The following is an 11,590-nucleotide window of genomic DNA, read 5'->3' on the forward strand; positions in this document are numbered from 1 at the left end:
GTGTCCCGCTCTCGATGGGGCGACACCCCTCCGTCAGCGCTCCGCACTGCCACCTCCCCTACAGGGGAGGAATTGCACACCCTCATGTCCGTCCGCTGACGCGCTTTTCATGACCGGGAAAGCCGGGGTTCAGCCGCACGGTCCCATATCCCCTCCTAGGAAGCCCCGCGCCCGATCGGTCGGCGCGTGGGCAAGATGGATGGCGAATTCATGGTGCGGATCGCGTGCCCGTGGATGATGGTGCCGGCGCTGGTCGCGGCGATGCCCGCTCAAGCCGCCGATGCAGGCCGCGAGGGCGCCTGGGCCGAGCGGCTCGGCTGGGGCCCCTCCGCCGCGCCCGAGACCGGCCCGCCTCCCGGCAGCGATGGCTGGCTGCGCCACCAGCTCGACGACCGGATCGATCCGCTCCCCCCGGCGATCCAGGCGCAGATCGGTGGCCTGCGCATCAGCCGCGAGCCCGTTGCGGCGCTCGTCGTCGGAACCGACGCGATGCAGCGCGACCTGAAGGCCATCACCGACCCCGAGCAGAAAAAGGCCGCGCGCCAGGCCTATCAAAAGGCGATGAACGGATTGGCCGACGAAGCCCGCACCCGCTTCATCCTGCGCGCTCTCTATTCGCCCGATCAGTTGCGCGAGCGGATGACCTGGTTCTGGTTCAACCATTTCAACGTCCAGGCAGGCAAGCGCGACATCCGCGCTATGGTCGGCGATTATGAGGAGACGATCCGCACCCATGCGCTGGGCCGGTATCGCGATCTGCTGGAGGCGACGCTGCGCCACCCGGCCATGCTGCGCTATCTGGACAACGACAAGAACGCCGCCGGCAAGATCAATGAGAATTACGCGCGTGAGATCATGGAGCTTCACTCCATGGGCGTCGGCTCGGGCTATACGCAAAGCGATGTGCAGGAACTGGCACGCATCCTGACCGGCGTCGGCGTCGACCAGAAGCCCGACGCGCCGAAGTTGAAGCCCGCACTCCAGCCCTATTATCTTCGCGCCGGGCTGTTCGAGTTCAATCCGGCGCGCCACGATTTCGGCACCAAGCATTTCCTGGGGCATGAGATCAAGGGATCGGGCTTTGCCGAGGTGGAACAGGCGCTGGACCTGATCGCGGACAGCCCCGCCACCGCCTCCCATGTCTCGCGCCGGATCGCGACCTATTTCATGGGCGACGATCCCCCGCCCGCACTGGTCGCGCGCATGGCCGCGACCTTCCGCCAAACGCATGGCGACATCGCCGCGGTGCTGAAGACGATGATCCGCGCGCGCGAATTTTCGGGTGCACTGGGCAGCGGCTTCAAGGATCCGGTCGGCTATACGCTCTCGGCGGTACGGCTGGGCTATGGCGACCGCACCGTCATCAATGTCCGCCCGATCATCGGCTGGATCCGCCAGATGGGCGAAGGGCTGTATGATCACGAAACGCCCGACGGCTACGACCTGTCCAGCGCGGCCTGGTCCGCCCCCGGCCAGATGGCGGCGCGGTTCGACATCGCGCGACAGATCGGCGGCGGCGCGGCGCGGCTGTTCCAGGCGCCCGACGCCGATCCGGCGATGCCGCCCCCGCCCTCTCCGCCACCAGCGCTGAAGGATTCGCCCATCCTCGCCGCGCGGATGCCGTCCCTCGGCAAGCCGACGCTGGCCGCCTTGGGTCAGGCCAAATCACCGGCGGAGTGGAATGCGCTCTATTTCTCCTCGCCCGACTTCATGCATCGATAGGAGGATGCGATGATGATTCCCCATGTCCATCGCCGCGACCTGCTGCGCACCGCCGCCGCCCTGGCGCCGATGGTCGTCGCCGGCCGTGCCTTTGCCGCGCCCCAGGCGGGCAGCCGGTTGCTCGTCGTCTTTCTGCGCGGCGCCTATGATGCGGTGAACATCGTCAGCCCCAGCGGCAACGACTTCTACCGCCAGTCGCGCCCGACCATCGCGCTGCCCAAGCCCGATCCCGGCAACCCGAACGCGCCGCTGCCGCTCGATGCCGACTGGGCGTTGCACCCCGCGTTGAAGGACTCCATCCTTCCACTCTGGCAGGCCAAGCAGATTGCGTTCGTGCCCTTTGCCGGCACCGACGATATGAGCCGCAGCCATTTCGAGACGCAGGACACGATCGAATTGGGCCAGCCGGTCGGCGGTCACCGGGACTATGGCTCGGGCTTCATGGCGCGACTGGCCGATATATTGGGCACCGGCGAGCGGCCGATCGCCTTTACCGACCAATTGCCACTCTGTTTTCGCGGCGGCGAGGATCCGATCCCTAATCTCGCGCTCGCCAATGTCGGCAAGCCGATCGACCAGCGTCAGGCCTCGCTCATCCAGAGCATGTACGCCGATCATCCCGAGCTCGCCCGCTCGGTCAGCGAAGGCTTTGCGGTGCGCGACACGGTCTACAAGACGCTCGACCAGGAGATGAAGGCCGCCAGCCGGGGTGCCGTCTCGACCAAGGGTTTTGCGCTGTCGGCGCAGCGGATCGGCACGCTGATGCGCGACCGGTTCAACCTGGCCTTTGTCGATGTCGGCGGCTGGGACACGCATGTGAACCAGGGCGGCGCGACCGGCTATCTCGCCGACCGGATCGGCGAGCTGGGACGCGGGCTGGCCGGCTTTGTCCAAGCGATCGGACCCGAGGCCTGGCGGACGACGACCGTGGTGGTGGTGTCGGAGTTCGGCCGCACCTTCCGCGAAAATGGCGACCGGGGCACCGACCACGGCCATGGCAGCATCTATTGGGTGCTGGGCGGCGGCGTTTCGGGCGGCCGCATGGCGGGCGAACAGGTCGCGCTGTCCGCCGCGACGCTCAACCAGAATCGCGACCTGCCGGTGCTGACCGATTATCGCGGACTGATCGGCGGGCTGGTCGCACGCCAGTTCGGGCTGTCGGCCGACCGGCTGGGCACCTTGTTCCCCAGCACGCGCCCGACCGATCTCAACCTCGTCTGATCAGACGCTACGACTAGCCAGCGCCATCGGCTCGAACGGGATTTGCGACACCCCCGCCCGCGCCCGAATGTCGGTCAGCACATCGTCCAGCGTCAGGTCGGCCAGCTTTTCCTCCAGCGCCTCACGCACCGGGGTCAGCATCGCCTCCAGGCTGGGGGTGATATGGCGATCGATCGGGCTTTCGCCCTCGGGCGGCTGGCGATGGAAGGCGAAGAAATTGCGATCCTCCACCGCATGATAAACGTCGACCAGCCGGATTTCGGACGAGGGCCGGGCCAGCATCGCCCCGCCGCGATTGCCGAGTTGCGAGCGGGTCAGCCCCGCGCTCGCCAGCCGCAGCAGCAGGGCCCGCACCACGGCGGCGTTGGAATTGACGCTGGCGGCGATGTCCTCCGAGCGCAAGGGCATGTCGCCATGGTCGGCAAGCAGCGCCAGCATGTGCAGCGAGACGACGAAACGCGTATTGGTCGGCAAGAATTCCTGCTCCTATTCACGCCGCTCCGGGCTCCGGATGCCCGGCATCGGCTACTGGCCAGCATGGTATAACGAGGCTTGGCCAAGCCGTTAATAATCCAGGTTAGTCTTAGACCGCCATCGATAGCAAGCCGGCATCGATAACCAGACGCCGAAAACGGCCCCGATTCCCGCCGCGACATCGGCCAGCTCGCCCCTTATGAAGCGAAGACCCGCATCCCGGCGTCAGCGTACGGACGAGTTCAGACGAATCTCGTACAGTTCGGGCCAATTCTTGCCCGTCACGAAGATCCGGTGCTTCGCCCGGTCATAGGCGATGCCATTGGCCACCGAGTCCCGATCGGTAACGCCCGCCCGCGCGACCAGTTCGCTCAGGTCGACGACGCCCTTCACCTCACCGCTGCCCGGATCGATCCGCACGATATAGGGCGTCATCCAGACATTGGCCCAGATTTGCCCGTCAATATATTCCAGCTCGTTCAGATATTTGAGCGGCCGGCCATTGACGGTGACGTCCAGCGTGCGCGCGACCGCCATGGTCGCGGGGTTCAGGAAGCGCAGACGCGACGTGCCGTCCGACAGGATGATCTGATGACCATCGTCGGTCATCGCCCAGCCTTCGCCGGCATATTTCCATTCGCCGAGCTTCTTCAGCCCCGGCCGACTCCAGCGAAAGCCGCGCCCGCCATGCCAGGTGACGCTGCGCAGTTCCGGGCCCCAGGCGACGATCCCCTCGCCGAACAGCCCGTCGGGCACGGTCGCCTGACGCAGCGTCTTGCCGCTCGTCAGATCGACCTGCCGGATCACGCTCTGCCCCTCGCGACCCGTGCTTTCGTACAGCGCGCCATCGGCGATCAGCAGCCCTTCGGTAAAGGCGGTGCTGTCATGCGGATAGCTGTGGACCAGTATGGGCTTCTCCACCGGCGGCGGCGCGGGGGCCGCAACGGGGGTGGCGGGCGGCGTCTGGGGCGCAGCCGCCGGCAGCGCCAGCGCCAAAGCGAGCAGCAAGCGACGCCACGTCACAGCGTACGCACCAGCCGTGCGACCCGCGCGATCCAAGCCGGCGCCACGATGGTTACCCCCGCCGCACCGGGCTCGAGCGGCAGCAGATGGAGCCCGTCGCCGGGCCGGCCCGCCAGACGGGCAAAGACATAGCCGCCGGCGGGCCGGGGGACGAGGATATCGCGATTCATAGCCTCGGCGAATCTATCCGGGCCCAGGGGCTCGCACCAGAGCTCATCGCCCGCGCGATAATCGCCGACCGCGCCGGTCACCGTCACCGCGATCATCCCCGGCGCGGCGCAGGGTGGGGAGACCACGCGCGCGGTCCGGGGCGCGACCGCGCCGCGCGGGCCCAGCAAGGCCGCGACGGGCAAGGTCTCGCGTATCGGCAAGGTCACCAGATCGGCGGTGGTACAGCCCAGGGCCGCCGCGATCCGGTTGAGCCAAGGCAGCGACACGGTCCGCGTTCCCATCTCCAGCCGCCCGATCGTCTGCGGCGTGGTCGGCGGGCAGCAGGCGCGGGCGACATCGTCCAGCGTCATGCCCTTGGCACGGCGCACTTCGCGGATCGCGGTGATCATCGCCCTCTCCTTTGAACCATCCGGGTTCCCCGTATCCGACATTGTGTCCGACAGTCCAACCGCGATGGCAAGCCCCGGCACCGCTGGCGGCCCGACACCGGCTGGGCTAAGCGGGCGGCTTGACAGACTTTTCCGGAGGTGCCGCCGATGCGGTTCGCGATCGTCAAATGCCATGGCTCGGGCAACGACTTCCCGATGATCGACGCGCGCGCGCTGTCATTGAGCGAGGCGGAATGGGCGGGCGTGGCGCGGGCGCTGGCCGACCGGGCCGGGCCGGTGGGCGGCGATGGCCTGCTGCTGCTGGTACCCGGCGACCACCACGCCGAATTCGGCATGGTGATGCGCAACAGCGACGGCAGCGAGGCGGAGACGTGCCTGAACGGCGTCCGCTGCGTCGCGCGCGCCGGTTTCGAGGCGCTGGGGATCGACGCCGCGACGGTCCGGCTCAAGACCTCCTACGCCACCGCCGTGCGCGACGAGGATCTGATGCCGGGCGTCTATACGGTGCGCGAGACCGCAGGGCCGGCGGGGCTTTCGACTGCCGCCTGGCCCATCCATGGCGCGCCCGACCGGCTCGTCGAGGATGTGCTGCCGATGCTCGACCGCGCGCGCCGCTTCACCGCGGTCACCATGCCCAACCCGCATCTCGTCCATTTCGTCGAGACGGTGGACGAGGCCGAACTGGTCCGCCTGGGCGAGATATGCGAGGCCGGGCCCGACTGGCTGCCCCAGCGCGCCAATGTCTCGTTCGTCGAGGTTCGCGGCGATACGCTGTTCGTCCGCACCTTCGAGCGCGGCGTCGGCCTGACCGACAGTTGCGGCAGCGCCATGGCGGCCTCGACCTATGCCGCCTGCCTGACCGGCCGCATCGCGTGGGACAGCACGACGGTGGTGTTCAATCGCGGCGGACTGGTCCGCGCCTTTGCGGGCGAGGACGGCATGGTGACGCTGTCGGGCAATGCGACCTATGAATGGGCGGGATCGGTCGAGGTCGATCTGGGCACCGAGACGGCCAGCGACCTGGTCATGGAGCGGCGTTTCCCCGACGAGATCGCGGCATGGGACGCCGCCAAGCGGGGATGATACCGGGCCGGCGAGCTACATGTCATAGACCAGACCGTCATCCTCGTCCCAGGGTGGATAGACGATGGGCTTGTCCCCGAAATGCCGCCGGAGCGACCGCTCGCGGCGCTCCGTCAGGTTTTCGCCTGGACGGATTTCATCCGGGTAGATGTAGACGACCTCGAATTTGCCATCGCGGATCACATATTCGAGCTCCGACCAACGATCCGGCCCCTGTTGCCCCTCCCATAATTCGAGAAGGGCATAGGCCTGTCGCTCGTTCCAGGGCCATCGGTAGAGAAGCTGATTGCCGAGTTCCTTGAAAATCGATTCGCCGATCATGTTGTGATCGAGTTGCGCATAGAGCAGCGTGGGCTCCGACGGATATTCATCGTCCTCCATCAGCAACCGCCCGATCTCGTCCAACAGACGTTCCGACTCACTTTCCGTCACGGCGCTTCTCCCACCGTTCGTTGGGGAATTTTACGCTCTTCGCGTTGCCGTTGACAATCCAGCGAACATCGATCGTCGATGGTCGCGAGGAATTACCACCGAATTGCGGAACGATCCTAACCGTCACGGTCCTACCGGCGCGTTTTTCACCCGCCCATTCATTTTCTAGAAGCCGATACTTCCCTCGGTTGAAGTTCGCATCTTGAGCGAAGTGATTGAACGCCTCGGTCGGGCCATTGAAGCGCGCGGCGATATAATGGCCCCCGTCATCGCTTGATCGGCGCTCCGATCCTCCCGCTTGCCGCTGCGACGTCCGGGAACGCACCGACACGGGCGCCAGGGTCAGCGAGCCGGAAACGCGTCGTGTCCGGGCCCGGGCGTCGATTTCATACGTATAGCCGTTGCGAACGACCGTCCGAAGTGGCTCGCCGGCCGAGCCACCCGCAGCGGATGCGCCCGAGGTCTTTGCCCCATGAGCTCGGGAATTTTTGGCGTCAATCGATCCGTTTATGGTGCTTTGACGAGCTTTGCGCTGAGGCGCTTCCCATCCAGGGCCCGTTGCCCCGCCGCCCCCGACGCTGCCGCCACCCCCGCCGGTGAATCCGCCGCCACGCCATCGACCATGATATTGTCCTGCGCCGACGAATGCGAAACGCCCGTTCTTGGGATCGTGCCAGGGATTGAACTTGAGTTCCGTTCCGTCCGCCTGCCGCACAGTCGGCAACACGCCACTCCTCAACCACGTGGAGAATGCTCGCCGACGTTCATCATCTGATATGTTGATCATACCGCCCCGCCCTTGCCGCGCGGTGAGAACATTTGAGCAACATTTTCCAACAAGTCAAGCAGCGACGTCCGCTTCGCATCGCCCATATCGTTCCGCCGAAACGCTCTTTGGCTGATGGATTCGAACGCAACATATTGAGAACACCGGGCGTTACCGCCTCATGCGCCCCGTCCGCCGCCAGATCGCCGACCAGATACGCGACGTGGTCGGCAGCGACCGGCTCGATCTGTCGCGGCCGCCGGGGGATGACGGACTGTTCGGTCCCGGTTCGGCGACCTGGGCAGTGCATGGCGATTTCACCGCGATGATGGCGGGCGGCATCGCCTCGCTGCTGTTGCAGATGCTCCACCCCGCCGCCTTGGCCGGCGTCTGGGACCATAGCAATTTCCAGCATGACATGGCGGGCCGCTTGCGGCGGACGGCCGGGTTCATCTCGGTCACCACCTATGGTTCGACCGAAGCGGCCGAGCGGATGATCGCGCGGGTCCGTGCCGTCCACACCCGCGTGAAGGGTACCCTGCCCGACGGCACGCCCTATGCCGCCGACGATCCGCATTTGCTGACCTTCGTCCATGCTGCCGAGGTGGACAGTTTCCTGCGCGCGCACCGCACCTATCGCGACCCCGATTTCCCCGACGCACGCGCCGACCAGTATCTGGCGGAGATGGCCATGCTCGCCCGGCGGCTGGGCGCGGAGGATGTGCCAGAGGATCGGCGGCAACTGGCGCGCTTTCTGGCCTCGATTCGCACTGAGCTGCGCGTCGATGCAAGGACGCGGGCGGTCGCGCGCACGCTGCTAAACCAGCCGGCCCCCAGCGCGGCCTTGGTGCCGGTCAGCAAGTGGCTGACCCAGGCGGGGATCGCGCTGCTGCCCGACTGGGCCGCACGATTGCACGGGCTGGAGCCGACGAGTGCGATGCGCCCCGCAATCCGGCTGGGCACGCGGCGGCTGGGCGGCGCGATCCGCTGGGCGCTAGCCGGCTGAGTCAGGTCGTCCCCAGCCGCCGTACCGCCGCCAGATAGGCCCGCATTCCCTCCAGCGCCCGCTCGGTCAGCACCATGAAGGCGCGGCGCCGGTCGACCGGATCGGGTTGCCGCGTGAACAGACCGGCCTCGGTCATCTTGCCGATCCAGCGCAGCGCGGTGGTCGGCGCGACGGCGGCGGCGATGCACAGGCTCGATACCGACACGCGCGTCCCCTCCAGATGCGCGGCATAAAGATCGAGCAGCATGTCCCAGGCGGGCTCCTCGAACAGACCCGCTCCGAAAAATCCGTCACGGAGCCGCCGCGCGCGGATCATCCGGCGGATCAGCTCGGCATCCCCCGGCTGGGGACGCGTCGCGGCGACATGGAAGGATTGATGCCGGTCGCTGACTCCGCCGCCGCGCCGCTCCTCCTCATCGCCGGTCGACAGTCGCGCCAGCACCTCGGCGATCCGTGCGACTTCGGCATTGAGCTGTCGCAGGCGTTCCGATTCGCCTTCATGGAAATGGCTGTGAACCATCGTCGCACCACTATTGGTCGCGCCCGCCACGGCCAGCGCGGCGACCAGTTCCAGTTCGCTGGCGTCGCACAGCATGGCAACGCGCGGGCCGAGCAGCATGGCCGCGACCAGGTCGATGTCCTGGGTGCTGAGGCTGACGACGATCGGCAGGTCGAGCGCGGTTGCCACCGCATCGATCCGCGCCAGCGCGACCTCCATGGCCGTCGCCGGCGCACCATGCGTATCGATCAGCAAAAGCGGGCGCCCCGCCTGTCGCCCGATCTCCTCGGCGACCGCCGGCCAGTCGATGCTGCGCATCACCCGCCCGCCGGCCTGCTGCACGGCTTGTGTCGCCGCGCCCGCCAGGGCCGGCGTGCTGATCAGGACGACCGCGAAACCGTCGCGATAAGGATTAAGCTGGTCCAATTCTGCTCCCCGCCACCCGCGCATGCGGGCCCGTTCCTTCGTTTACGGTCACGCATCATGGCGGCGTGCGGGCCCCGCGCCCGACACCACCTGTCCGCGACCGGGCCGCCGTCCGGGAGTCGACGTCAGCCCGAATCGGTCACTCAGCCGAGCGCCTTGACGATCTCTTCGACCATCTTCTTGGCGTCCGCCAGCAACATCATGGTGTTGTCGCGATAAAATAGCTCATTATCGACCCCGGCATAGCCGACGCCGCCCATCGAGCGCTTGATGAACAGCACCGTCTTGGCCTTTTCGACGTCGAGCACCGGCATGCCGTATATGGGCGAGGATTTGTCGGTCTTGGCCGCCGGGTTGGTTACATCGTTCGCGCCGATGACGAAGGCGACGTCGGTCTGCGCGAATTCGGCGTTGATGTCCTCCAGCTCGAACACCTCGTCATAGGGGACGTTCGCCTCGGCCAGCAGCACGTTCATATGCCCGGGCATGCGGCCCGCGACCGGATGGATGGCATATTTGACGCGCACGCCCTCCTTTTTGAGGAGATCACCCATCTCGCGCAGCACATGCTGCGCCTGGGCCACCGCCATGCCGTAACCGGGGACGATCACGACCTGCTCGGCCTGGCTCATCAGGAAGGCCGCGTCCTCGGCACTGCCGCGCTTCCATGGGCGATCGATCGCCGCGCCACCGCCGGTCGCCCCGGCATCGCTTGCGCCGAAGCCGCCCGCGATTACGCTGATGAAGCTGCGATTCATCGCCCGGCACATGATGTAGGACAGGATCGCGCCCGACGAGCCGACCAGCGCGCCGGTGATGATCATCGCGCTATTGTGCAGCGTGAAGCCCATCGCGGCGGCCGCCCAGCCCGAATAGCTGTTCAGCATCGACACCACGACCGGCATGTCCGCGCCGCCGATCGGGATGATCAGCAGGAAGCCGATGGCGAAGGACAGGATCGTGATCGTCCAGAATATCCACGGCGCCTGATCGCGGGTGAACATCGCGACCAGAATGACGATCGCGCCGAGAATGCCAAGGTTCAGCGCATGACGGCCGGGCAGCAGAATCGGCTTGCCCCCCATATTGCCGTTGAGCTTCAGGAAGGCGATGACCGATCCCGAAAAGGTGATCGCACCGATCGCGACGCCCAGCGCCATCTCCACCCGGCTGACGACATGGATGCTGGCAAAGGGCTGGCCGATCAGCGGCACGACCAGGTCGGCGATGTCGAAGGCGACGGGGTTCAGGAACGCGGCACAGGCGACCGCGACGGCGGCGAGCCCGACCAGCGAGTGGAAAGCGGCGACCAGCTGCGGCATCGCGGTCATCGCGATGCGGCGGGCGGTGGTGATGCCGATCAGGGCACCGAGGCCGATGGCGGCGAGGATTTCGAGTATGGCGATCCAATCGACGCTGCGGTCATCGAAATTGTTACTGGCCCCGAGAGACGTGAACGGCACATGCGTCACCAGCGTCGTCACGACCGCAATGGCCATACCGATCATGCCGAAGCGATTGCCCCGCTGGCTGGTCGTTGGACTCGACAGCCCGCGCAGCGCCAGGATGAAGCACACCCCCGCCACCAGATAGGCGAGCGAGACCCAGGGGCTTGCGGCGACGGCGTGGACAGTGGGACCGAGCGGTCCGGGCAGGGGCGCAGGTGATACGGGGGCGATCACGAGCGCTTCTCCTTCTTGCGGTACATGGCGAGCATGCGCTGGGTCACCGCAAAGCCGCCGAAGATGTTGATGCTGGCCAGCACCACCGCCGCCAGCCCCAACCATTTCGCCACGCCCGAGCCAGTCGCCCCCGAGGTCGCCGCCGAGGCGATCAACGCGCCGACGATGATGACCGAGGAAATGGCGTTGGTCACCGCCATCAACGGCGTGTGCAGCGCGGGCGTCACCGACCAGACCACATAATAGCCGACGAAACACGCCAGCACGAAGATCGACAGGATCGATATGAAGTCCATTTAATCCTCCCCGGAACGGCACTGGGCGGCGGCGGCCAGAATATGTCGAACGACTGCCTCGATGTCGCTTTGGACATCAACAGCGGCGATGCGCAGCGTCGTCAGGCCGCGCGCCTCAAACCAAATGTCTCTTCGAGCATCCCGTTTCAGTCGATCATCACAACCGTGCGCCTCGCCATCGACTTCGATGACGAGCCGTGCCTCGTGGCAATAAAAGTCGGCGATATACGGCCCCGACGGATGCTGCCGCCGAAATTTAAGGCCGCCAGGACGGTGGCGTAGCGCCTGCCATAAGGTAATTTCCGGCGGCGACATCGACTGCCGCAAGCCCCGCGCACGCCCGCCAAGGCTGCTGTCGCCCTGCAGCACCTACTTCCTCCCCTGCAAGGGGAGGTGGCGC

At 66.5% G+C, this 11,590-nt stretch carries 13 protein-coding genes; 4 read left to right on the forward strand and 9 right to left on the reverse strand.

Annotated elements, in window-relative coordinates:
* Nucleotides 1-195: 195 nt before the first annotated feature.
* Together SP6_RS12475 and SP6_RS12480 are read left to right on the forward strand one after the other, a co-directional pair.
* Entirely contained in the window at nt 196-1,722 is a 1,527-nt protein-coding gene (locus SP6_RS12475) for a DUF1800 domain-containing protein (protein WP_050794235.1), read from the forward strand.
* A 9-nt stretch (nt 1,723-1,731) separates the two neighbouring features.
* Complete coding sequence (locus SP6_RS12480) at nt 1,732-2,943, forward strand: DUF1501 domain-containing protein (protein ID WP_227876572.1); 1,212 nt, start codon at nt 1,732-1,734, stop codon at nt 2,941-2,943.
* Here SP6_RS12480 and SP6_RS12485 read toward each other — a convergent pair whose 3' ends face one another.
* The 3 genes from SP6_RS12485 to SP6_RS12495 all read right to left on the reverse strand — a co-directional run bounded on the left by SP6_RS12485 (nt 2,944) and on the right by SP6_RS12495 (nt 5,000).
* On the reverse strand, nt 2,944-3,417 hold the full coding sequence (locus tag SP6_RS12485) for an Rrf2 family transcriptional regulator (RefSeq protein WP_042469138.1): 474 nt from the start codon (nt 3,415-3,417) through the stop codon (nt 2,944-2,946). It abuts the gene before it with no gap.
* A 225-nt stretch (nt 3,418-3,642) separates the two neighbouring features.
* A complete protein-coding gene (locus SP6_RS12490; protein WP_170170588.1) occupies nt 3,643-4,440 on the reverse strand; it encodes a glutaminyl-peptide cyclotransferase in 798 nt (265 codons plus the stop codon).
* Complete coding sequence (locus SP6_RS12495) at nt 4,437-5,000, reverse strand: helix-turn-helix domain-containing protein (protein WP_007407130.1); 564 nt, start codon at nt 4,998-5,000, stop codon at nt 4,437-4,439. The genes SP6_RS12490 and SP6_RS12495 overlap by 4 nt, the downstream gene beginning before the upstream one ends.
* 147 nt (nt 5,001-5,147) lie before the next feature.
* On the opposite strand from SP6_RS12495, the gene dapF reads away from it, so the two are divergent.
* Entirely contained in the window at nt 5,148-6,083 is a 936-nt protein-coding gene (gene dapF / locus SP6_RS12500) for a diaminopimelate epimerase (protein ID WP_007407120.1), read from the forward strand.
* A gap of 15 nt (nt 6,084-6,098) precedes the next feature.
* Here dapF and SP6_RS12505 read toward each other — a convergent pair whose 3' ends face one another.
* Together SP6_RS12505 and SP6_RS20455 are read right to left on the reverse strand one after the other, a co-directional pair.
* Nucleotides 6,099-6,515 (reverse strand): hypothetical protein, encoded by a 417-nt coding sequence (locus SP6_RS12505; RefSeq protein ID WP_037570262.1) that lies wholly within the window; start codon nt 6,513-6,515, stop codon nt 6,099-6,101.
* Entirely contained in the window at nt 6,502-7,242 is a 741-nt protein-coding gene (locus SP6_RS20455) for a DNA/RNA non-specific endonuclease (RefSeq protein ID WP_227876571.1), read from the reverse strand. The genes SP6_RS12505 and SP6_RS20455 overlap by 14 nt, the downstream gene beginning before the upstream one ends.
* A 220-nt stretch (nt 7,243-7,462) precedes the next feature.
* On the opposite strand from SP6_RS20455, the gene SP6_RS12510 reads away from it, so the two are divergent.
* Nucleotides 7,463-8,287, forward strand: a complete 825-nt coding sequence (locus SP6_RS12510; RefSeq protein ID WP_007407129.1) for an oxygenase MpaB family protein — start codon at nt 7,463-7,465, stop codon at nt 8,285-8,287.
* A 1-nt stretch (nt 8,288) separates the two neighbouring features.
* On the opposite strand, the gene SP6_RS12515 is transcribed toward SP6_RS12510, so the two are convergent.
* The 4 genes from SP6_RS12515 to SP6_RS12530 all read right to left on the reverse strand — a co-directional run bounded on the left by SP6_RS12515 (nt 8,289) and on the right by SP6_RS12530 (nt 11,559).
* Nucleotides 8,289-9,236 (reverse strand): winged helix DNA-binding protein, encoded by a 948-nt coding sequence (locus SP6_RS12515; RefSeq protein WP_007407122.1) that lies wholly within the window; start codon nt 9,234-9,236, stop codon nt 8,289-8,291.
* 119 nt (nt 9,237-9,355) lie between these two features.
* Nucleotides 9,356-10,867: an NAD(P)(+) transhydrogenase (Re/Si-specific) subunit beta gene (locus tag SP6_RS12520; protein WP_037570271.1), complete on the reverse strand. Its 1,512-nt coding sequence runs from the start codon at nt 10,865-10,867 to the stop codon at nt 9,356-9,358.
* A gap of 23 nt (nt 10,868-10,890) precedes the next feature.
* A complete protein-coding gene (locus SP6_RS12525; RefSeq protein ID WP_007407123.1) occupies nt 10,891-11,190 on the reverse strand; it encodes a proton-translocating transhydrogenase family protein in 300 nt (99 codons plus the stop codon).
* Nucleotides 11,191-11,559 carry an endonuclease domain-containing protein gene (locus SP6_RS12530; protein ID WP_037570268.1) on the reverse strand — a complete coding sequence of 123 codons (369 nt, stop codon included), beginning with the start codon at nt 11,557-11,559 and terminating at the stop codon, nt 11,191-11,193.
* Nucleotides 11,560-11,590: the final 31 nt, after the last annotated feature.

Origin of the sequence: Sphingomonas paucimobilis NBRC 13935, assembly GCF_000739895.2 — a bacterium.
GTDB lineage: Bacteria > Pseudomonadota > Alphaproteobacteria > Sphingomonadales > Sphingomonadaceae > Sphingomonas > Sphingomonas paucimobilis.